General features: G+C 70.3%; 16 protein-coding genes. 10 read left to right on the forward strand and 6 right to left on the reverse strand.

Annotation, left to right across the window (positions count from 1 at the left end; translation table 11 throughout):
- Nucleotides 1-7 precede the first annotated feature (7 nt).
- Complete coding sequence (locus OG595_RS27425; protein WP_329276525.1) at nt 8-1,624, reverse strand: carboxyl transferase domain-containing protein; 1,617 nt, start codon at nt 1,622-1,624, stop codon at nt 8-10.
- A 132-nt stretch (nt 1,625-1,756) separates the two neighbouring features.
- Between OG595_RS27425 and OG595_RS27430 the strand changes: the two genes are divergently transcribed.
- From OG595_RS27430 to tesB, 3 genes are all read left to right on the forward strand, one after another.
- Complete coding sequence (locus OG595_RS27430; protein ID WP_329276527.1) at nt 1,757-2,356, forward strand: SACE_7040 family transcriptional regulator; 600 nt, start codon at nt 1,757-1,759, stop codon at nt 2,354-2,356.
- A gap of 96 nt (nt 2,357-2,452) precedes the next feature.
- The gene (locus OG595_RS27435; RefSeq protein ID WP_164406893.1) at nt 2,453-3,610 is read left to right on the forward strand and encodes an acyl-CoA dehydrogenase family protein; all 1,158 of its coding nucleotides are present in this window, start codon (nt 2,453-2,455) and stop codon (nt 3,608-3,610) included.
- Between the two features lie 129 nt (nt 3,611-3,739).
- On the forward strand, nt 3,740-4,621 hold the full coding sequence (gene tesB, locus OG595_RS27440; RefSeq protein ID WP_329276530.1) for an acyl-CoA thioesterase II: 882 nt from the start codon (nt 3,740-3,742) through the stop codon (nt 4,619-4,621).
- Between the two features lie 17 nt (nt 4,622-4,638).
- On the opposite strand, the gene OG595_RS27445 is transcribed toward tesB, so the two are convergent.
- Both OG595_RS27445 and OG595_RS27450 read right to left on the reverse strand, forming a co-directional pair.
- Nucleotides 4,639-5,433 (reverse strand): phosphatase, encoded by a 795-nt coding sequence (locus OG595_RS27445; protein WP_329276532.1) that lies wholly within the window; start codon nt 5,431-5,433, stop codon nt 4,639-4,641.
- 73 nt (nt 5,434-5,506) lie between these two features.
- A complete protein-coding gene (locus tag OG595_RS27450) occupies nt 5,507-7,024 on the reverse strand; it encodes a helix-turn-helix domain-containing protein (protein ID WP_329283232.1) in 1,518 nt (505 codons plus the stop codon).
- Nucleotides 7,025-7,248: 224 nt separating this feature from the next.
- Here OG595_RS27450 and speB point away from each other — a divergent pair, with 224 nt between their 5' ends.
- Both speB and OG595_RS27460 read left to right on the forward strand, forming a co-directional pair.
- On the forward strand, nt 7,249-8,253 hold the full coding sequence (gene speB / locus OG595_RS27455) for an agmatinase (protein WP_329276534.1): 1,005 nt from the start codon (nt 7,249-7,251) through the stop codon (nt 8,251-8,253).
- Entirely contained in the window at nt 8,250-9,938 is a 1,689-nt protein-coding gene (locus OG595_RS27460) for a thiamine pyrophosphate-binding protein (protein ID WP_329276536.1), read from the forward strand. Before speB ends, OG595_RS27460 begins: the two co-directional genes overlap by 4 nt.
- 10 nt (nt 9,939-9,948) lie before the next feature.
- On the opposite strand, the gene OG595_RS27465 is transcribed toward OG595_RS27460, so the two are convergent.
- Entirely contained in the window at nt 9,949-10,383 is a 435-nt protein-coding gene (locus OG595_RS27465) for a DUF6193 family natural product biosynthesis protein (protein WP_329276538.1), read from the reverse strand.
- Nucleotides 10,384-10,964: 581 nt separating this feature from the next.
- Here OG595_RS27465 and OG595_RS27470 point away from each other — a divergent pair.
- Together OG595_RS27470 and OG595_RS27475 are read left to right on the forward strand one after the other, a co-directional pair.
- Entirely contained in the window at nt 10,965-11,699 is a 735-nt protein-coding gene (locus tag OG595_RS27470) for a ferritin-like domain-containing protein (RefSeq protein ID WP_329276539.1), read from the forward strand.
- A gap of 588 nt (nt 11,700-12,287) precedes the next feature.
- Nucleotides 12,288-12,932, forward strand: coding sequence for a hypothetical protein (locus tag OG595_RS27475; protein ID WP_329276540.1), 645 nt, complete (start codon nt 12,288-12,290; stop codon nt 12,930-12,932).
- 109 nt (nt 12,933-13,041) lie between these two features.
- Here OG595_RS27475 and OG595_RS27480 read toward each other — a convergent pair whose 3' ends face one another.
- Complete coding sequence (locus OG595_RS27480) at nt 13,042-13,851, reverse strand: endonuclease I family protein (protein ID WP_329276542.1); 810 nt, start codon at nt 13,849-13,851, stop codon at nt 13,042-13,044.
- A gap of 253 nt (nt 13,852-14,104) precedes the next feature.
- Nucleotides 14,105-16,444 carry a glycosyltransferase family 39 protein gene (locus OG595_RS27485; RefSeq protein ID WP_329276545.1) on the reverse strand — a complete coding sequence of 780 codons (2,340 nt, stop codon included), beginning with the start codon at nt 16,442-16,444 and terminating at the stop codon, nt 14,105-14,107.
- 259 nt (nt 16,445-16,703) lie between these two features.
- Here OG595_RS27485 and OG595_RS27490 point away from each other — a divergent pair, with 259 nt between their 5' ends.
- The 3 genes from OG595_RS27490 to OG595_RS27500 all read left to right on the forward strand — a co-directional run bounded on the left by OG595_RS27490 (nt 16,704) and on the right by OG595_RS27500 (nt 22,715).
- Entirely contained in the window at nt 16,704-17,564 is an 861-nt protein-coding gene (locus tag OG595_RS27490) for a serine hydrolase (protein WP_329276547.1), read from the forward strand.
- A gap of 156 nt (nt 17,565-17,720) precedes the next feature.
- Entirely contained in the window at nt 17,721-18,767 is a 1,047-nt protein-coding gene (locus OG595_RS27495; RefSeq protein WP_329276549.1) for an esterase-like activity of phytase family protein, read from the forward strand.
- 243 nt (nt 18,768-19,010) lie between these two features.
- Nucleotides 19,011-22,715, forward strand: a complete 3,705-nt coding sequence (locus OG595_RS27500; RefSeq protein ID WP_329283235.1) for an ABC transporter ATP-binding protein — start codon at nt 19,011-19,013, stop codon at nt 22,713-22,715.
- Nucleotides 22,716-22,826: the final 111 nt, after the last annotated feature.

Genomic DNA, 22,826 nt, shown 5'->3' on the forward strand with positions numbered 1-22,826 from the left:
TCACGTCTCACATCCGGAAGACGCCGAACTGGGGTTCGCCCAGTGGCGCGTTGGCGCAGGCGGTGAGCGCGAGCCCCACTGCCTGGCGGGTTTCGAGGGGGTCGATGACACCGTCGTCCCAGAGTCGGGCGGTCGCGTAGTAGGCGTTGCCCTGGCGCTCGTACTGTGCGCGGATCGGGTCCTTGAAGGCGTCCTCGTCCGCCGCCGGCCAGGACTCCCCGCGCGCCTCCAACTGGTCCCGCTTGACGGTCGCGAGGACGGACGCGGCCTGCTCGCCGCCCATGACGGAGATCTTGGCGCCGGGCCACATCCACAGGAAGCGCGGTGAATACGCCCGGCCGCACATCGAGTAGTTCCCCGCGCCGTACGACCCGCCGACCACGACCGTCAGCTTGGGCACGCGCGTGCAGGCCACCGCCGTGACCATCTTGGCGCCGTGCTTGGCGATGCCCCCCGCCTCGTAGTCCCGGCCCACCATGAAGCCGGAGATGTTCTGGAGGAACAGCAGGGGGATGCCGCGCTGGTCGCAGAGTTCGATGAAGTGGGCGCCCTTCTGGGCGGATTCGGAGAACAGGATGCCGTTGTTGCCGATGATCCCGACCGGGTGGCCGTGGACGCGGGCGAAGCCGGTGACCAGGGTCTGCCCGAACTCGGCCTTGAACTCCGAGAACCGGGAACCGTCGACCACGCGCGCGATGATCTCCCGTACGTCATAGGGGGTGCGGGAGTCGACGGGCACCGCGCCGTAGAGCCCGTGGGGGTCGACCTTGGGCTCGACGGACTGCTGGACGTCCCAGGGCAGCGGCCCGCGCGCGGGGAGGGTGGCGGCGATGTTGCGGACGATGCGCAGGGCGTGCGCGTCGTCCTCGGCGAGGTGGTCGGTGACGCCCGACACGCGCGCGTGGACGTCGCCTCCGCCCAGTTCCTCGGCGGTCACGACCTCACCGGTGGCGGCCTTCACCAGTGGGGGACCGCCCAGGAAGATGGTCCCCTGATTGCGGACGATGACCGCTTCGTCGCTCATGGCGGGTACGTAGGCGCCGCCCGCGGTGCACGATCCGAGCACGGCGGCGATCTGCGGAATCCCGGCGCCGGACATCCGGGCCTGGTTGAAGAAGATCCGCCCGAAGTGGTCACGGTCGGGGAAGACCTCGTCCTGCATGGGCAGGAAGGCGCCCCCGGAGTCCACCAGGTAGATACAGGGAAGCCGGTTGTCGAGGGCGATCTCCTGCGCGCGGAGATGCTTCTTCACGGTCATCGGGTAGTACGTGCCGCCCTTGACGGTGGCGTCGTTGGCGACGATCACGCACTCACGCCCGCTGACCCGCCCGATCCCGGCGATGACACCGGCGGCCGGCGCCTGCCCCTCGTACATCCCGTCGGCGGCGAGGGGGGCGATCTCCAGGAAGGGCGACCCGGGGTCGAGGAGCCGGTCGACGCGCTCCCGGGGAAGCAGCTTCCCGCGCGCGGTGTGCCTCTCCCGGGCCTTCTCGCCCCCGCCCAGCCGGGCCGCGGCCAGCTTGCCGTGCAGTTTCCCGACCAGCGCGCGGTGAGCCGCCTCGTTGGCCCGCCAGGCCTCCGACGCGGGGTCCGCCGCGCTGTGGAGCTCCGGTGCCTCCTGCATCCTGCGGTCCCCTCACCCAGTGGCCGAAGCCGGTCGTCGTCCAGTGATCCGCCGAAGGCCGACCGGTTAATGAGCGTTAACGTATTTCCCTCAGGTTAACGACCGCTAACCTCCGTGTCTAGAATCAATCGCATGGCCACGAGAACCGACGCCCCGACCCGCCGCGAACAGATCCTCAAGGAGGCCGCGCGGCTCTTCGCCGAGCGCGGTTTCCACGGTGTGGGCGTGGACGAGATAGGGGCGGCCGTGGGCATCAGCGGTCCCGGCCTCTACCGCCATTTCCCGGGCAAGGACGCGATGCTCGCCGAACTGCTGGTCGGCATCAGCGGCCAGCTCCTGACCGGCGGCAAGCGGCGGGTCTCCGAGGCCGACGGGGACCCCGGGGCGCTCCTCGACTCTCTCATCGAGGGCCACATCGACTTCGCCCTCGACGACCGCCCCCTGATCACCCTCCACGACCGCGAACTGGACCGCCTGCGCGACAGCGACCGCAAGCTGGTGCGTCAGCTCCAGCGGCAGTACGTCGAGCTGTGGGTGGAGGTGGTGCGGAAGGTCTACCCGGAGCTGACGGAACCGACCGCCCGCGCGGCCGTCCACTCGGTCTTCGGCCTCCTGAACTCGACCCCGCACCTCGGCCGCCCGGGCGCGCTGCCGGGCCGGGGCGTCACGGCGGGCCTGCTGCACCGGATGGCCAGGGGTGCCTTCGCGGCGGCGGCGAGGGCGGGGGAGTGATGAGCGTTACGGCCCAACTCCACTGGACGGGGCTTCGTACTCGCCGGTACGGTTGATCTGAGCAAGCGCTTAGGTGTTCGAGTCGAGGAGGCGGCGGTGCGCCGTACTGTGTTCAACGAGGATCACGAGGCGTTCCGGGAGACCCTTCGCGCCTTCATCGAGGCCGAGGTCGTTCCGGTCTACGACGAGTGGTTCGCCGCCGGCCAGGCGCCGCGCGAGTTCTACTACAAGCTCGCCGAACTGGGCGTCTTCGGCATCCGCGTCGACGAGGAGTACGGCGGCGCCGGCATCGACTCGTACAAGTTCGAGGCCGTCCTGTACGAGGAGACCGCGCGCGCGGGTGTGTCCTTCGGCGGCTCCGGTGTGCACGTGCTGCTCGGTCTGCCGTACGTCAAACTGCTCGCCACCGACGAGCAGAAGAAGCGCTACCTGCCGAAGTTCGTCTCCGGCGAGGAGATGTGGGCGATCGCGATGACGGAGCCGGGCACCGGCTCCGACCTCGCGGGCATGAAGACCACCGCCAAGCTGAGCGAGGACGGCACGCACTACGTCCTCAACGGCTCGAAGACCTTCATCACCGGTGGCGTCCACGCCGACCAGATGATCGTCTGCGCCCGCACCGACGCGCCCAGCGCCGAGGACCGCCGCCACGGCATATCCCTCCTCGTGGTGGACACCAAGTCCGAGGGCTACTCGATCGGCCGCAAGCTGGACAAGCTCGGTCTGAAGACCTCCGACACCGCCGAGCTGGCGTTCGTCGACGTCAAGGTGCCCGTCGAGAACCTCCTCGGTGAGGAGAACAAGGGCTTCTACTACCTCGGCCACAACCTCGCCTCCGAGCGCTGGGGCATCGCCTACGGCGCGTACGCACAGGCCAAGGCGGCTGTCCGGTTCGCCCAGCAGTACGTGCAGGAGCGGGTCGTCTTCGGCAAGCCGGTCGCGCACTTCCAGAACACCAAGTTCGAGCTGGCCGCCTGCAAGGCCGAGGTGGACGCCGCCGAGGCCGTCGCCGACCGGGCCACCGAGGCCCTGGACGCGGGCGAGCTGACCCCGGCCGAGGCCGCCAGCGCCAAGCTGTTCTGCACCGAGGTCGCACACCGTGTCATCGACCGCTGCCTCCAGCTGCACGGCGGCTACGGATTCATGAACGAGTACCCGATCGCCCGCCTGTACGCCGACAACCGCGTCAACCGGATCTACGGCGGCACCAGCGAGATCATGAAGTCGATCATCGCCAAGGACATGGGCCTGTAGGTACCTGTGGGTACCCATAGGTGCATGCAGGCGGTACATCCGCACGGCCGGGACCTTGCGGGCCCTGCGGGCCTGTAAGGACATGGGTCCGTAAGATCCCGGAAATTGCTGACCCGTAGAAATGACTGTATGAGTCAGGCACTTCAGTCTCTCCTCGATCTGCTCGACCTTGAGCAGATCGAGGAGAACATCTTCCGCGGCCGGTCCCGGCCCGCCATCGTCCCGCGTATCTTCGGCGGGCAGGTCGCGGCCCAGGCGCTCGTCGCCGCCGGGCGGACGGTCCCCGCCGACCGCCCCGCGCACTCGCTCCACTCGTACTTCCTGCGCCCCGGCGACCCCGGTGTGCCGATCGTCTACACCGTCGACCGCATCCGGGACGGTCGTTCCTTCACCACCCGCCGCGTCGTCGCGGTCCAGCACGGGCAGCCGATCTTCCACCTCTCCGCGTCCTTCCAGCGGCACGAGGACGGTCTCGACCACCAGGCCCCGATGCCCGCCGCCCCCGACCCGGCGACCCTGCCCACGGCCGACGAACAGCTTCCCCGGTACGCGCACCTGGACCCGGCTGTCGTCGAGAAGTTCCTGGAGTCCCGCGAGGCCGTCGACATCCGCTACGTCGACGACCCGCCCTACGGCAGGTTCGGCGAGCCCCGCGAACCGCGCTCCCAGGTCTGGTTCCGTACGAACGGCAAGCTCGGCGGCGCCGTCGACGAACCCCTGCTCCACGTCTGCCTCGCCACGTACGTCTCCGACTACACGCTGCTCGACTCCATCCTGCTGGCGCACGGACGGGGCGGCTGGGCCGTCAACGACGTGGTCGGCGCCTCCCTGGACCACGCGATGTGGTTCCACCGCCCGTTCCGCGCCGACGAATGGCTGCTGTACGACCAGGAGTCACCGTCGGCGTCCGGCGGCCGGGGCCTCGGCCAGGGCCGCATCTACACGCAGGACGGACAGCTGGCCATCACGGTCATCCAGGAGGGCGTGATCAGGGTCCCCCGCACCCCCTGAACAGGAGTTTTATCCTTTTACTCGCCGAGCAGTTCGGCCTCGTTCAGCAGGAACGCCGTCAGCGGGTCGTAGAAGCGCGGGCTCGTCACATGGTCGTCGAGCGGAACGGCCACCTGGAGGGTGCCTTCCGCCTCGGCCAGGAACAGCGCCGGGTCGTTGCAGTCGGCGTAACCGACGGAGTCGATGCCGTGCTGTGCCGCGTACCCGGCCCAGCCGTGGTCGGCGACGACCAGGTCGGGCAGCGGGCGGCCCTCCCGCTCCAGTCCCGTCAGGATCGCCCGCATCGGCTCGCCGGAGTGCGTGTGCCACAGCGAGGCACCGTGCTCCAGCACCGCCACGTCCGCGAACTGGAACACGTATCCCTCGTCCGTCGTCAGACCGTCCGGAATGACGACGATCTCGCAGCCGGCGCTCCGCAGCGCCTCGGCGGTGGCGCGGTGCACGTCGAGCAGGCCGCCCGGGTGGCCGGTCGCGAACAGCACCCGCTGCTGCCCGTCGGCCGCCTTGCGCAGCCGGGCCGCCAGCCGCTCCAGTCCGGCGACCGTCAGTTCGGGATCGATGGTGTCCTGGCCGTACCGGTGTTCGGGATCGTCGTTGACGCCGACCCGCTCGGCCATCACCGCGAGCACGTCCTGCTCGTCGCTCCAGCGGTCGCCCAGCTCCAGCCCGAGCCAGTAGTGCCGTTCGCCGTTCGCCAGCTTGCGGTAGTGGGAGAGGTTGTTCTCGCGGGGCGTGGCGACATCACCCGCGATGCGGGTTTTCACAAGGTGATCGACAAGCTCGGCGCGGCTGGGAATCCCGGGTATCGGCATGCCTCCCATTGTGAGGCAGGCGACACCGCGAGCACCCGGACGTCCCGACCGCTGGGACGCAGGTCACGCGACGTCAGTGCCGCCTCAGCGCGAACCACAACTCCATCCGTACGTCCGGGTCGTCGAGGTCCGTGCCGAGGAGGGCCGTGCAGCGCGCGATCCGTTGCCGCACGGTGTTGCGGTGCACGGTCAGGGCGATCGCCGTACGGTCCCAACTCCCGTGCAGGGAGAGCCAGGTGCGCAGTGTCTCGACCAGCGCGGGGGTCGCTGCGATCGGCGCGAGAAGGGTACGGGCGTGAGCCGCGGCGTCCGCCTCGGGGACGAGGTCCGACAGCGCGGGCCGCTCGCCGTGCCGGATCAGCGGGCTGCGGACGGCCCGGGCGCGGGCCAGCGCGCGGGACGCCTGCACGTCGGCGGCCGGCCACTCGCGCGGACCGGCCGGGGCGCTCACCCCGCACGTCCAGCCGGGCTGCGGGGCGGGTTCGCGACCGGCGGGCAGCAGGACGCGTACGACGTCCTCGTCGATGTCGACCAGCGGCGAACCGAACGCCGTGGCGAGCGCCGAGGCCGTCACCGGATCGGGCGCCGGTCCGTCGGGCGCCTCCGGCCGCGCGTGCACCACCACCCAGCGCCCGTCACCGTCCCCGCCCAGCAGCGGCGCGACCGTCTCCGGGGTGGCCCCCAGCAGCAGCCGTACGAGGGCGGACGAGCGGGCCGCGCCCGAGCCGCTCTGGTGTTCGCCGGTGAGCAGGGCGAGGAGTACGGCCGCCACGGAGGCGATCGTGTGGTCGCCGGACGTCTGTTCGGGTGTCGCGACGCCGAGCGCGAAGCCCCGGCCGGTTCCGGTGCCGGTGCTGAGGGCGTAGGCGGCGAGGTGGACGCCGGCGGTGGTGTCGGCGGCGGAGGCCGGGCCGCGGTCGGCCCGCACGACGGCCGCGAGCGCGGCCAGTGCCCCCAGGGTGCCCGTCTCCCGCCCCGCCGCCGCGATCTCCGTCCCGTCCGGCCCGTACAGCACCGCCCGGCCGCCCACCCGCCGCGCCAGTCGACGCAGCACGGAGGGCACCGGGTCCGGGCGGCAGGCGGCGGCGGCCAGGCTCTGCTGGGCCTCCGTCACACGGCGGAGCTCGGCCAGCCGGGCCTGGGCCATGAGCTGCCAGACCGCGCGGGCCACGCCCGAGAACGTCGTCCGCGGCGGAACCTCGACGAGCGGCAGTCCGTACGCGTCGCAGGCCGCGACCAGCGCCTCCGGCACCCTGTCGTGCACCGGCGCCACCCCGAATCCGAGCGCCGCGCCGCCTCCCGCCACGATCCGCCCCACGTAGTCGTCGAAGTACGACCCTGTCCCTGTCCCTGCCCCCGAGCCCGTCGCCTCCGGGATGTGCACCCCGGCGGTCAGCAGCAGCTCACCGCCGAGCAGATACGGGTACGGGTCCGCCATCTCCGACACATGCGCCCAGTGGATCGCCGGGTCGGGGGCGGTCGGGCCCGCGATCTGGCGCAGGGCGAGGTCCTCGCGGGCGAGGAGGGCGGAGAGCGGTACCGGGGGTGTGGGCGGTGCGAGGGGTGCGGGGGATACGGAGGGGTCCGGCATGGTGGACATGATGGATGTTCCATCCGTACTGGGTGCTGGAAGTGGATGAAATGTACACTTCCTGGACCCGTTCCGGCCACCTACTCTGGCGCGAGCGACGCGTGGACCACACCATCGAACTCGCATCCGATTCGCGTTGATTCGAGTCGAACGGAACCGAGTCGAACGGAACCGAGCCGAACCGAACCGAATCGGTCCTGAGGCGCAGGAAGAAGGCAGACGGTATGACCAGCAGTTTCGAGACGCCCCGAGGCCCCGTCGACTCGTCGCGCATTCCGAGGTACGCCGGCCCCGCGACCTTCGCGCGGCTGCCGCGCCTCGACGAGGTCGGCGGACGTACGGACGTCGCCGTGATCGGCGTGCCGTTCGACTCGGGGGTCTCGTACCGGCCGGGGGCCCGCTTCGGCGGCAACGCGATCCGCGAGGCGTCGCGGCTGCTGCGCCCGTACAACCCGGCGCAGGACGCGTCCCCGTTCGCACTCGCCCAGGTCGCGGACGCCGGAGACATCGCCGTCAACCCGTTCGACATCCACGAGGCCGTGGAGACGGTGGAGGCGGCGGCGGACGAACTGCTGGGAACAGGCGCGAGGTTGATGACCCTCGGCGGTGACCACACGATCGCGCTGCCCCTGCTCCGATCAGTGGCGAAGAAGCACGGCCCGGTGGCCCTGCTCCACTTCGACGCGCACCTCGACACCTGGGACACCTACTTCGGCGCCGAGTACACGCACGGGACGCCGTTCCGGCGGGCGGTGGAGGAAGGCATCCTCGACACCTCCGCCCTCTCGCACGTCGGTACGCGCGGCCCGCTGTACGGCAAGCAGGACCTGGACGACGACGCGAAGATGGGCTTCGGCATCGTCACGTCGGCGGACGTGATGCGGCGCGGTGTCGACGAGGTCGCCGACCAGCTCCGCCAGCGCATCGGCGACCGTCCGCTCTACGTCTCCATCGACATCGACTGCCTCGACCCGGCGTTCGCCCCGGGCACGGGCACGCCCGAGGCCGGCGGCATGACATCGCGCGAACTGCTGGAGATCCTGCGCGGCCTGGCGTCCTGCAACCTGGTCTCGGCGGACGTCGTGGAGGTCGCCCCCGCGTACGATCACGCCGAGATCACGTCGGTCGCGGCGTCGCACACGGCGTACGAACTGACGACGATCATGTCCCGGCAGATCGCGGAGGCCCGCAGGGACAAGGGCGAGAACAAGGACGGCGAAACGAAGTGACCCACGACCACGACCTGGTGCTGAAGCCGACCGCCGCCCAGACGGAGGCCGCGCTCAATCCGCCCCCCGGCCGCAACGGCGGAGACCTGGTCGTGGAGACGCTGGCCGGACTCGGCACGACGACGGTCTTCGGTCTGCCCGGCCAGCACGCCCTGGGCATGTTCGACGCGCTGCGCCGCTCCGACCTCCGCTACATCGGCCTGCGAGTGGAGAACAACGCGGGGTTCGCGGCCGACGCGTACGGCAGGATCACGGGGGAGGCGGCGCCGCTGCTCCTGTCGACGGGCCCGGGCGCGTTGACGTCACTGGCGGCGCTCCAGGAAGCGGCGGCGGCCTCGGCCCCTGTCCTGGCGATCAGCAGCCAGATCCCAACTGCCGGGCTGGGCGGCGGCAGACACGGCTACCTCCACGAACTCCCGGACCAGCAGGCCTCGTTCAGGGGTGTGGTGAAGTCGGTCCACACGGTCCGTACGCAGTCCCAGATCCCCTCGGCGATCGCCGACGCCTGGAAGTCGGCGCTCACGGCTCCGCACGGCCCGGTGTGGGTGGAGATCCCGCAGGACGTGCTGATGGCGGAAACTCCGATTCCCGTGGTGACGGGCGGCGACGCCTTCCCCGAGGAACTGCCCCCACGCCCCGAACTGACGGCGCTGGCCGCCCACTTGCTGTCGAACGCCGAGCGCCCGGCGATCATCGCGGGCGGCGGGGTCGTACGGGCCGACGCCGCGGGCAAGCTGAGGGCGCTCGCGGAACGTCTTCAGGCGCCGGTGGTGACGACGTTCGGCGGAAAGGGCGCGTTCCCCTGGACGCACCCGCTCTCCCTCCAGTCCTGGCTGGAGGACCGGCACATGACCGACTTCCTGGAGGACGCGGACGTCCTGCTGGTCGTCGGCTCCGGCCTGGGTGAACTCTCCTCCAACTACCACACGTTCAAGCCGCGCGGCCGGGTCGTCCAAGTCGATGCGGATCTGGGCAAGCTGGAGTCCAACCACCCGGCGCTGGGCATCCACGCGGACGCACGGCTGGCGCTGCAGGCGCTGCTGGAGACGGTGCCGGCGGCGAGGGAGGACGCGACGGCGGGGGACCGGGTCCGGGGAGTGCTGGACCGGGTGGCTGCCCGCCTCGCCGCCCAGGAACTAACCCTGGAACAGGGCCTGTTGGCGTCGATCAGGGGGGCGCTTCCGTCCCGCTCGCCCTCCTTCTGGGACATGACGATCCTGTCCTACTGGGCATGGTCGGCCTTCGACCCGCGCGGCACGAACACCATGCACTCGGCCCAGGGCGCGGGTGGCCTCGGCTACGCCTTCCCGGCGGCCCTGGGAGCGGCGGTGGCCGACCCGACGCACCCGGTCCTCGCGGTCTCGGGCGACGGCGGCGCCCTGTACGGGATCGCGGAGCTGGCGACGGCCCGGCAGTACGACCTCAACGTGACGTGGCTGATCGTGGACGACGGCGGCTACGGCATCCTGCGCGAGTACATGACGGACGCGTTCGGCGAGACGACGGGCACGGAGCTGGCGCGACCGGACTTTGTGGCGCTGGCTGAGTCGTTCGGCGTACCGGGTCTCCGGACGTCGGCGGAAACACTGGAGACGGACCTCGCCAAGTCCCTTGCGACGGCGGGGCCTTCGGTGGTGGTGCTTCCGGCGGTGCTGCGGATGTTCGCGGCGACGCATCTGGGCTGATCGACAGGTTCTACCGGCGTGGCCGGGCGCTGTCACGTGTGCTTGTCGGGGAGGCGGTGACGACCGGCTCGAAGTCGACGGGCAGGAGTCCCAATGCCAGCCCCACGGCCTCTGCGGCAGTTTCGACTTCGCCGATCATCGTAAGAGGATCGCGGCGACGGACCTTGAACGATCCGTTGCGTAGAGGCTCGATGGATCCGGCCTGCAAGATCCAGGGGTAGCTGGTGCGGCTGCTGAAGAGCAGAGCGAAATGACTGGTGAACGGATACAGCCGCCGCAGTCGTGGTGCCGCGGCAGCGGCCTCCAGCAGCGGAACGATGCCCGGATAGGGGTGCCCTGGCGAGCGAATCTCGTGGACATCGCGTGCCCACTGCCAGCTGAGCTGTAGAGACAGCCAACGAGCTTCGACGGCGGCGGCCGGCCCGTCACTGCGCGCTGCGGCCATGTCGGGCAGAACCGGCTTTGGAGGCAGGGGAGGCGGTTCTGAGGCTTGGCTGCTCGGGTCCACCGCCACAGTGTGCTCCTGCCCGGGCTTTCGCAGAACCATGGGCAGAGCCGATTTGAGGAATCCCCATCAGCCGACGGCACTCTGAACGGCTACCCGGGGCGACTCCAGACTCTGCCTCGCCAGCGACTCCCGCCGCAATGGCGTGGCCCCGTGCCCTCTGCGTGCGCCCTGTCATCAGCCGCGTCTGGGGCGCGAGGGCGGAACAAGATCTGGACAATGAGTAGTAACACGCTGCTCACCAGGTGCTTCGAGAAGAGTGGGTGACCAGAATCGAACTCGCACCCCCAGCTCGCGCCAGACCGTATTCACCGTGGTGCCTCTCTGTTCCCCGCTCGATCTGGTGCAGTAGTGGTGCACGCCGAGCACCGAAGGGTCGCGTACGCCGCGATCCCAGGGCCGTTGTCGTGTGCTCGCGCACGAGGCAATGACCGGCCAGGCATTGGCGGAACGGTTCGGTGTCCGCCGGGCGTCGTCTCCCACCAGGGCACGATGGCCGTGTCCCGGAGAGGGGTGACCGGGTGCAGACGGGCGGATTCGCCAAGTGGACGCAGCGGTTCGAGGACGAGCGGGAGCGTCGGCACGCCCAGGGGGACCCGGACTGGGGGCAAGGGGCAACTCTGCATCCCGCGGTGTGGGCCAGTATTCAGCGCTTCCAGATCGGCGAGGACGGTGACGGCGTGAACCTCGTCGGCAAAGCGGACCAGGCCGGCGATGCCGATTACGCGCAGGCCGTCCGGCTCTTCGTCGCCGAGGAACAGAATCACGCCCGCCTGCTCGCTCGGCTGCTGGCTGCGGGTGGCGTACCGACGTTGACCGGTCACTGGAGCGACAGGGTCTTCGTACGGTTGCGGCGTCTCATGGGCCTGCGCCTGGAACTGCTGGTGCTGACGATCGCTGAAGTGGTGGCGCTGCGCTATTACCGGGTCCTACGTGATGGCGCCCCTGACGCGCTCACCTCGGATGTGGCGGGGCGGATCCTGGCCGACGAGCAGCGCCATGTCCCGTTCCACTGCGAGCGGTTGCACGCCTCCGTGGTGGAACTGCCCCGCCCAGTACGCCGCCCGGTGATGGTCCTTTGGCGACTGCTGCTGTTCGCGGTCTCCCTCGTCGTCGCCGCTGACCACGGCTCGGCACTCCGCCGCCTCGGTATCGGGCGCCTTCGATTCGCCGCCGACGTCATGGCGTCCGCCGGTGCGGTGGTCTCCGCAGTACTGGCACCCCGCCCGGAAGACGCATGGTCAAGCATGCGGTGACACCCGGAACAGCTTCCTGGAACGCAGGCTCCCGTGCCTGCGATTCAGCCCGGAAGCCCCGACTCCCAGGGCCCCCGGGCACGGCTTGCGAGCCGGTCCACTCGCGTGCGCATCCAGTGAACTCACCTATCTGTAAGGGAAGTTGAGCCTGGACCTGGTCATCTGGGTCATGGGTCGCCGGGGCGGGGCGTCAAGATCGATGCAAGCCCTTTCCCTCTCCCCGTTTTGGGCGGTTGGTGGACTGTGCCGGATGAATATGGCTCCGTAGCGAGGAAGTTGGCCCTGCGGCCGCTGTGGGTGCTGAGCTGGTGATACGCCGCAGGGTGGACGTACCGGGCGACCGGTTTGGCCCGTTCGGTGGTCACGCTCCGCAGATTGGCCCGTTACCGGCAGTGCGGTCCCCGCCTCGGGCGACTCATACTGGGTCCGCGCGGCAACGGGGGGTTCTTGTCGCGTCCTGAAGCGCAACGCAACGCAGGAAACGCGGCGCCACTGACCAGGCGCCGCCGAGGTTCACGCGGTCATCGCGTTCACTCACGCCACTACGTGGCCGACGTGTGCCCACGATGCCCTGGGAGGGGAAACAGTATGAGGAATTCACGCCTGAGAGCGCTCTCCGGTGTCCTTGCCGCCGGCGCGCTCATCGCCGGTCTGTCCGGTACGACGGCGCAGGCATCGGAGAACACCGCGACCGCCGCCCCGGCGGAGATCGGCATCCGGTTCAACCCGGACGGCGATGCCGGGCAGTGCGGTGGGCTGTCGGGGCAGCAGTGGGGCGTCGACCCGGACTTCACCCGGGCGATCCGGTTCGACACCGACAACCGCTCGGGCGGCTGCCAGCTGTCCTTCGGCGTCTTCGACCCGAACAACACGCTCTCGGGCGCGTCCATCACCTACGGCTTCCAGGCCAGTGCCGGTGGCGACGCGGGGCAGTGCGGAAGCCCGGGCACGTTCCAGATGCCGATCCAGAAGTTCAGGACCTTCGGGTCCCAGGTCCGGGTCGACACCGACAACAGGCCGGGCTTCTGCAACCTCACCTTCACCGTCTCGGGCCGCTCCGATATCATCCTCGAAGTGAGGTACTTCGCGGACGGCGACGGCGGCCAGTGCCTGAACTCCCTGCCCTCGGACCAGAACCACACGGCGTTCAAGGGCAGCCCGGTGACCATCGGCATCGACACCGACGGACGCTCCGGCGGCTGCCAGATGCAGCTGCGGCTGCGGAAGGTCTGACAGCCAGGCCCAGCGCTCCGGCCGGTTCGCGTGCTTCCATGACGGCGCCCTGAACTCCCCGTAGAACAAGGAGAGTTCAGGGCGCCGTGGGCGTCCGTCGCCGGACCGGCTACCAGATCGCCTCGACCCACTCCGGGTGGTCGATGAACGGGTTCCGGTTGCCCTGGTAGTTGGTGTAGATGAGGTCGTTGCGGCGCTCCTCGAAGGCGTTGGGCGGGTCCGCCTCGTTCCACGCCTTGAGGACGGCGAGCTTGCCCATGTACGGGTTGCTGCCGTTGCCGACCTTCTCGTTGGGCTCCAGGTCGGCCCAGCCGTCGTCGCCCTCGTAGCGAACCGTCATGTAGAGGATCATGCGGGCCACGTCGCCCCGGTCCGCGGCGCGCGGTGCGAAGGAGTCGGAGTCGACCGTGCTGCCGCCGCCGTTGGTGACCGTGCTGCCGCCGTTGTCGAAGTCCAGGTTGCCGCGGGTGCTGTTGACCTGGACGTCGCAGGCGCGCAGGTGGTGCAGGTCTGTGCCGGGGCCGATCGCCTCGCCGAAGTCGCCGTGGGACTTGGCCCAGGTGTGCTCGCGGTTCCAGTCGCCGACGTCGCCGCCGTTGAGGGACTTGCTGCGCGAGACGCCGCTGTACAGCAGGATGACGTTGCTGCTGTTGTTCGGGTCCTGGTCGGTGACCTTGAGTGCGTCCCAGACCGCGGAGTACGAGATCTTCGTCTGGCTGCTGATGATCGTGTGCAGCGAGGACTTGAGGGTCGTACCGGTCTTGCCGATCGCGTTCTTGTAGTACGTGGCGTCGTACGCGGTGGTGGTCGCGCCGGCCGGGGTGGCGGTCATCGTGGGGATGGCGAGGGCCGCCAGAACGGTCGACGTGGCGAGTGCCACGGTCTTCCAACGGCGGGTGCGTATCAGCGTCGCGGGCATCGGGGGTGTCCGTTCTACGCGTGTCGAATGGGGGAGACATCCGGGAGCGTGACATGGACATGCGTTTCGGGCAATGAACTGCGCGTGTCTGTTGAGTGACTTGAACCGGCAACTCATCTGATTTCGGCTCGATTTGACGCGCGTAGAGCCAGGGAGAGCCAAGGAGAGCCCATGAGGTGGTCTGGAAACGGGTGTGGCCCCCGACCGGTGTTCCGGTCGGGGGCCACACGGTGTCAACCGGTGCCGGGCGGGCTCAGCCGACGTCCGACGCGTCCAGCCGGTAGATCGTCGACGTGGACTGGGTGCCGCCGGACTGGGTGCCCGAACCGCTCTCCTCGGCCGTCGAGTCGGACGTGTCCGACGAGTCGGCGGAGTCCGACGCCGCGCTGCTGCTGTAGTCGCTCTCCTTCACCGCCGTGCCGTACTTCTGCACCCAGGTGGTGAGCTCCTGGTCGCCGCCTCCCATACCGCCGCCCATGCCGCCGCCGAGCTGGATGTAGTGCAGCTCGCCCTTCTTCACCAACTCCTTGAGCCTGGCCAAGGTCATCGCCTTGTCCTGGCCGGTGAAGCCGAACATCGAGATGACGGGCTTGCCGGTGCTGAGGATCAGCTGGCCTGCGCCCTGCGAGTTGGACACCGCGAGCAGCCACTTGGCGCCGTCCTGGTGCTTCTCCAGGTAGGTGATCAGCTCGTTGCTGACACCGCCGCCCATACCGCCACCGCCCATACCGCCACCACCACCGGGGCCGCCGCTCGTGCCGCCGTTGCCGCCGGGAGCCGTACCCGTCCCGCCGTTCTGGCCGGTGGTCCCGCCGCCGGGAGCCGTGCCGCCGCCCGGGAACTGTCCGTTCGTGCCACCCGGTGCGCCGCCGCCCTGTGGGAGCTCACCGTTGCCGCCACCCGGCTGCATCTGGCCGTTACCGCCGCCGGGAAGCTCCCCGTTCGCCTGGCCGCCCGGCTGGGTGCCGCTCTGCTGGCCGCCGGGACCGCCGCCGTTGCCGCCGAAGCCGCCCCGGCCGCCTCCGCCGCCGGGACCGCCCATGCCGCCGCCGCTCGACGGGCCCGCGGTCGGGTTGGTGCCGCCCATGCCGCCGCCGGCGGAGGAGAAGGCGGGCGAGACGGCGTAGGCCGTCGGACCCGCGAGGGCCGCCACGATCGCCGCGACGACGGAGGCGCCGAGCAGCCGGACCCGCGTACCGGAGCTCGCGGTCCGCAGGACGAACAGGCCCGTGATCGCGAGGACCATGAGTACGGCGATCGTCGGCCACAGCCAGGTGTTCCAGCCGGTGGCACGGCGCAGTACCACGATGGCCCAGACGCCGGTGACCGCGAGGCCGGCCGGCAGCACCCAGGACCAACGGGCGTCGCCGCCGCGGAAGGCGCGCCACAGCATGACGCCGCCGGCGCCGGTCAGCGCCGCGATGCCGGGGGCGAGCGCGGTCGTGTAGTACGGGTGCATGGTGCCCTCGGCCATGGCGAAGGTCACGTAGTGCAGTGCCAGCCAGCCGCCCCACAGGACGAGCGCGGCGCGCGTCATGTCGGTGCGCGGGGCCCGTCCGCACAGCACCAGGCCGGCGGCGAGCGCGAGGAACGCGAAGGGGATCAGCCAGGAGATCTGGCCGCCGAGGATGTCGTTGAACATCCGGCCGATGCCCGCGGTGCCGGCGAAGGTGCCGCCTCCGCCGCCGCCCCCGCCGCCGTTGCCCTCGCCGCCGAGGACGCGGCCCAGGCCGTTGTAACCCATGATCAGGTTCCAGGCGGAGCCGTCGGTCGAGCCGCCGATGTACGGGCGGTCGTCGGCCGGGACGGGAGAGACCGCCGTGGCCCACCAGAAGCTGGAGACGGCCAGGGCGACCGCGGCCAGGGCCAGGTTGACTGCCTTCTTCCGCCAGCCGAGCTTCGACGCGTACACGTACACGGCGAAGACGGCGGGCAGCGCGATGTAGCCCTGGAGCATCTTCGTGTTGAAGGCGAGCCCGAAGAGGACCGCGGAGCCGATGAGCGGCAGCAGTTTGTCGGTGCGCACCGCGCGCAGGGCGAGGGCCGCCCCGCCGACCATCAGCAGGACGAGGACGGTGTCCGGGTTGTTGTCGCGGTTGATCGCGACGGTGATCGGGGTGAGCGCGAGGACGAGCGCGGCGATCGTGGCCGCCACGTGCCCGAAGACCCGCTTCACGGAGGAGTGCAGGATCCAGATCGTGCCGAGGCCGGCCGCGACCTCGGGCGCCATCATCTGCCAGGTCCCGAAGCCGAAGACGCGGCACGACAGGCCCATGATCATCATCGCGAACGGTGGCTTGTCGACGGTGATGAAGTTGCCCGCGTCGAGCGAGCCGAAGAACCAGGCCTTCCAGCTCTGCGTACCGCTGTAGATCGCGGCGCTGTAGAAGCTGTTGAGGCTGGAGGAGGACAGGTTCCAGGAGTACAGGACCCCGGCCAGCAGCATGATCGCGAGCAGCGCGGGCAGCGACCAGCGCGGCGCCTTCTCGGGTGTGCCTGACTCGGCGGGGGCCGGTGGAGCCTCGGGGGCCGCGGGATCGGCGGCGGCGGGGATCTCCTGGGCGTGGGGGTGCGGATCGGTGGCAGATGTCACCATCGAATCGTCCGGACGGGGGGTGGGCGCGCGCTGTGACATGCCTGGGGGTGACCTGTGAATCAGGGCAACAGTGCGTTACGCGCGGTGCGGGCTTTCCCCAAGAGCTTTCCCCAAGAGGATTCCCCAGGAAGATTCGCGAAGCAGATTCGCAGAAAAGTGCGACTGGGCGTACAACCATTCGCATGTGCGTGTGAGTCAGAAGAACACCAGCGTGCCGGGGGCGCGTTGATGTCCTTCACGGGGATGGGAAGCCTCCATGACTCACCACATATCCAGATCCGCGCGCGCCCGCCTGCTCGGCGGCGCCGCCGTCTGCGCCGCGACCGTGCTCTCGCTCGTGGCCACCGCCACACCCGCCGACGCGGCGGCGGCAGCGGTCAGTTGTACGTCCGCCAAGCCGGCCCTCGCCACCAAGCTGAAGCGGGACATCACCACCGCCCTCTCCGGCCGCCGAGGCTCGATCAGCGTCGGTGTCTTCGACCGTTCCACCAGGACGACCTGCGTGTACCGGGCGCAGACCGCCTACGACTCCGCCAGCGTCGTCAAGGTGACCGTCCTGGCTGCCCTGCTCTGGGACGCCCAGAAGACCAACCGCGCCCTGACGGCCACCGAGAAGAGCCTCGCGAAGGCCATGATCACCAAGTCGGACAACGCCTCGACCACGAAGCTGTGGAACCAGCTGGGTCTGACGAAGATCAAGGCCTTCGTCGCGGCGGCAGGCATGACGCAGACCAAACCCGGTGCGAACGGCTACTGGGGCCTCACCCAGATCACCGCCCGCGACGAGCAGAAGCTGCTCGCGCTCACCACCATCACCAACGCGATCCTGACCGACAACTCCCGTGCGTACATACAGCAGTTGATGGGCGAGGTCATCGCGTCCCAGCGCTGGGGCACGCCGAAGGGCGCACCCTCGGGCGTCTCCGTGCACGTCAAGAACGGCTGGCTGGAACGCGCGACGAACGGCTGGCGGGTGCACAGCGTCGGTACCTTCAAGGGCGGCGGCCACGACTACATGATCACGGTGCTCACCCAGGGCAACAGCACCTGGAACTACGGCATCACGACCATCGAGGGCGTCGCCAAGGTCGTCCACCGGGATCTGGCCGCGAGCTGACCGCCGACTGACCGCTGACCGCTGACCGCCGACTGACCGCTGACCGCTGACCGCCGACCGACGGACGGCCGACGGACGGCCGATGGCCGGCCGGTCGCGAGCCGACTTCACCGCAGCGCCTCCCCGCCGTCACCGACCCGATCTACGGTGGCCGCCATGCGCCTGCGAACCCTGCTCACCACCGTCACCGCCGGCCTGGCGGCGGCCAGCTGTCTGACCGCCGCCGGACCGGCCAACGCCGACCCGGCCGTCACCAGGGCCTGCTCACCCACGGTCTCCCTCGACCGTTTCTCCGACGCCCTCGACAAGACGACGTACGACGGCACCTTCGTCGGGAACCTCTCCGCGCTCGCCGTGGACAGCGACGGCGGCCTCGCCGCCCTCTCCGACCGCTCGTCCCTGTTCACCCTGGACCCGCGGACCCTGAGCCCGACGAGCGTCGTGCCCCTCGCCGACGAGACCGGCGCCGCGCTCGACTCCGAGGGCCTGGTCGTCGACCGGGACGGCACCCGACTCGTCTCCTCCGAGACGGAACCCTCCGTACGCCGTTACTCCCGCGACGGACGCATCCTCGACCGTCTCCCGGTGCCGGACGCGCTCAAGGTCACCCCGGCCGGCCGTGCCACCGCCAACCAGACCTTCGAGGGGCTCACCCTCCTCCCCGGCGGCCGTACGCTCCTCGCCTCCATGGAGTACGCGATCTCCGGCGACTCCACCGGCATCGTCCGCTGGCAGACCTGGGAGCGCAGGGGCGGCCACTCCGGCAGCTCCGGCTCCTTCGCGCTCGGCGCCCAGTACGCCTACCGCACCGACACCGGCCTGGGCGTCCCCGAGGTCGCGGCGATCCCCGACGGCCGCCTCCTCGTCCTGGAGCGCGGTTTCACCGCCGGCGTCGGCAACACCGTCCGCCTCTACCTGGCCGACCCGCGCCACGCCACGGACACGCGCGCGGTCGACAGCCTCACCGGCCAGGACGACGGCGTACGCCTCGTCAGGAAGACCCTTCTCGCCGACATCGTGAACTGCCCGTCACTGGGAGCGACCGCCAAGCAGCCCCAGCCCAACCCCCTCCTCGACAACATCGAGGGCATGGCCGTCACCGGCCGCACCCACGGCGGCCTGCGGGTTCTCCTCGTCAGCGACGACAACCAGAACGCCGTACAGACGACCCGCCTCTACTTCCTGCGGGTCCGGACGCCGTAGCCGGGCGTAGCCGGAATCGTTGCGGAGGGATGAAATCCCCTTCCCCGCGTGTTGGTGCCTACCGGCGGAGTGCGGAAACGCGGATCTACGGAAGGCGCCGGAGTGGCAGAGCAGCGGGGGCGTAAGCCGGGACACGAACCGGAACGGGAACCGGCGCCGGAAGCGGCATCTGTACCGGGGGAGGCGGTACCTGGGGACGAAGTACCGGGGAAAGAGGTTCCGGTACCGGGATGGGCGCGGCGGCTGGTCGGATACGCGTGGCGGTATCCGAAGGACGTCGTGCTCTCCCTGGGCGCGTCCCTCGGCGGTATGGCCCTCATGGCGCTGGTGCCGCTGATCACCAAGGTGATCATCGACGACGTCATCGGCGACAGGAGCCGTTCCATGGCCCCCTGGGCGGGGGCGCTCGTCGTCGCCGCCGTCCTCGTCTACGTCCTCACCTACATCCGCCGCTACTACGGCGGCCGGCTCGCCCTCGACGTCCAGTACGACCTGCGGACGGAGATGTTCGAGACGATCACCCGGCTCGACGGGCGCCGCCAGGACGAGCTGTCGACCGGCCAGATCGTGGGGCGGGCCACCAGCGACCTCCAGCTGATCCAGAGCCTCTTCTACATGCTCCCGATGACCCTCGGGAACGTGCTGCTCTTCGTGATCTCCCTCGCGATCATGACCTGGCTGTCGCTCCCGCTCACCCTGGTCGCCCTCGCCGTCGCCCCCGCCCTGTGGATCGTCGCCAAGCGCAGCCGTACGAAGCTCCACCCGGCCACCTGGTACGCGCAGGCCCAGGCCGCCGCCGTCGCCGGTGTCGTGGACGGCGCCGTGACCGGCGTACGCGTGGTGAAGGGGTTCGGGCAGGAGGACCAGGAGACCGGGAAGCTCCGGGAGGTCGGGCGGCGGCTCTTCGCGGGGCGGCTGCGGACCATCCGGTTCAACTCCGTCTACACCCCGGCGCTCCAGGCCGTGCCCGTGCTCGGCCAGGTCGCCATGCTCGCGGTGGGCGGCTGGCTGGCCGTGGGCGGGCACATCACGCTCGGTACGTTCGTCGCCTTCTCCACCTATCTCGCCCAGCTCGTCGGGCCGGTGCGCATGCTCGCCATGGTGCTGACCGTCGGGCAGCAGGCGCGGGCCGGAACCGAGCGCGTCCTCGAACTCATCGACACCCGGCCGTCGTTGACCGACGGGGACAAGGACCTGCCCGCCGACGCCCCCGCCACCGTCGAGTTCGACGACGTCTCGTTCGGGTACGACCCCGAGCACCCCGTCCTCGACGGGCTCAGCTTCGAGATCCGGCCCGGCGAGACCCTAGCCGTTGTCGGCTCCTCCGGCTCCGGCAAGTCGACCGTCTCGCTCCTGCTGCCGCGCTTCTACGACGTGACGCGCGGGGCCGTTCTGATCGGCGGGCACGATGTCCGCGAACTGACCCACGACTCCCTCCGGGCCGCGATCGGGCTCGTCCCCGAGGACTCGTTCCTCTTCTCCGACACCGTCCGCAACAACATCGCCTACGGCCGTCCGGACGCCACCGACGAACAGATCCTGACCGCGGCGCGCGCCGCCCAGGCGGACCGGTTCATCGCCGAGCTGCCGAACGGCTACGACACCAGGGTCGGCGAGCACGGCCTCACCCTCTCCGGCGGTCAGCGCCAGCGCGTCGCACTCGCCCGCGCGATCCTCACCGACCCCCGTCTCCTCGTCCTCGACGACGCCACCTCCGCCGTGGACGCGCGTGTCGAGCACGAGATCCACGAGGCGCTCAAGCACGTCATGGCGGGCCGGACGACCCTCCTCATCGCGCACCGCCGCTCGACCCTCGGCCTCGCCGACCGCATCGCCGTCCTCGACGACGGACGCCTCGCCGACCTCGGCACCCACGACGAACTCCAGGCCCGTTCCGCCCTGTACCGGCGACTGCTGACCGACCCGGACGAGCTGGGCGGCGTCTCGCCCGGCCGCGCCCTGCCCGCCTCCGTTCCGCCCGAGGACACCTCCGTTCGGGACGAGCTGGACGCCGAGTTCGACGCCGAGCGCGGGGTCACGCCGAGGCTGTGGGCCGGGGACCGCGAACGCAAGGACACGGCGTTCAGCGGCATGCCGGCCACACCTGAACTCCTCGCCCAGGTCGAGGCGTTGCCCCCGGCCGCCGACACCCCGGGCATCGACGAGGCGCGCGCGGTCACGCCCGAGGAGTCGTACGGGCTGAAGCGGCTGCTGCGCGGCTTCGGGAAGCCGTTGCTGCTGAGCCTCGGGCTCGTCGCCGTGGACGCCGGGATGGGGCTGCTGCTGCCGATCCTGATCCGGCACGGCATCGACTCGGGCGTCTCCCAACTCGCCCTGGGCGCGGTGTGGGCGGCCTCCGCGCTCGCCCTGGTCTCCGTCGTCGTCCAGTGGGCGGCGCAGATCGGCGAGATGCGGATGACGGGCCGTACCGGCGAACGCGTGCTGTACGCACTCCGGTTGAAGATCTTCGCCCAGCTGCAACGCCTCGGACTCGACTACTACGAAAGGGAGTTGAGCGGGCGGATCATGACGCGGATGACGACCGACGTCGACGCCCTCTCCACGTTCCTGCAGACGGGGCTGGTCACCGCGTTCGTCTCCGTCGTCACCTTCTTCGGCATCATGGTCGCCCTGGTGGTCATCGACGTACAGCTCGCGCTCGTCGTGTTCGTCACCATCCCGGTGCTGGTCGTCGGCACGTTCTACTTCCGCCGGGCGAGCGTGAAGGCCTACGAACTCGCCCGGGAGCGGGTGTCCGTGGTCAACGCCGACCTCCAGGAGTCGGTGGCCGGGCTGCGGATCGTGCAGGCATTCCGGGGCGAGCGGACGGGCTCCGAGCGGTTCGCGGAGGGCAGCGACAGCTATCGCCGGGCGCGGGTCCGGGGCCAGTGGCTGATCTCCGTGTACTTCCCCTTCGTACAGCTGCTGGCCTCGGTCGCGGCGGCGGCGGTGCTGATCGTGGGGGCGGGGCGGATCGAGAACGGCACGCTGACGACCGGCGCGCTGGTCGCCTACCTCCTCTACATCGACCTGTTCTTCGCACCCGTGCAGCAGCTCTCGCAGGTCTTCGACGGATACCAGCAGGCGACCGTCTCGCTCGGCCGCATCCAGGAACTCCTCCAGGAACGCACCTCGACCGAGGCCGCCGAGGAGCCGCTGGAGGTGCTCTCCCTGCGCGGCGACATCGCCTTCGAGGACGTGGACTTCGCGTACGGGTCCGGCGACGACGCCGAAGAGGCCCTGAGCGGTGTCCGGTTGACGATTCCGGCCGGGCAGACCGTCGCCTTCGTCGGGGAGACGGGCGCCGGCAAGTCGACGCTCGTGAAGCTGGTCGCCCGCTTCTACGACCCGACCGGCGGCCGGGTCACCGTCGACGGCACCGATCTGCGCGCCCTCGACATCACCTCGTACCGGCATCGCCTCGGGGTCGTGCCGCAGGAGGCCTATCTGTTCCAGGGCACCGTGCGGGACGCCATCGCGTACGGGCGGCCGGACGCCACCGACGCCCAGGTGGAGGCGGCGGCCCGGGCGGTCGGGGCGCACGACATGATCGCCACGCTGGAGGGCGGCTACCTGCACGAGGTCGCCGAGCGCGGACGCAACCTCTCGGCGGGGCAGCGCCAGCTGATCGCGCTGGCCCGCGCCGAGCTGGTCGACCCGGACATCCTGCTCCTCGACGAGGCGACGGCGGCACTGGACCTGGCCACCGAGGCCCAGGTCAACCAGGCCACGGACCGCCTCGCGGGCCGCCGTACGACGCTTGTCGTCGCCCACCGCCTCACCACGGCGGCCCGCGCCGACCGGGTCGTCCTCATGGACCACGGCCGGGTCGCGGAGGACGGCACCCACGAGGAACTGCTCCAACTCGACGGCCAGTACGCCGAGTTGTGGCGCACGTTCGTGGGCGCGCCGGAGCAGGAAGAGCCGGTCACCTCGTTCCGCGCCTGAACGCCCCGTAGGGGCAGTCAGGGGCGCGGGGAACTGCGCGACCAGCCACAGCCGGCCGGTAGCCGAATTGCCACGCAACCGTTCGACAGGTGCCGTGCGTCCGTACATCAG

The sequence above is a fragment of the Streptomyces sp. NBC_01451 genome, assembly GCF_036227485.1.
In the GTDB taxonomy this organism is placed as follows: domain Bacteria; phylum Actinomycetota; class Actinomycetes; order Streptomycetales; family Streptomycetaceae; genus Streptomyces.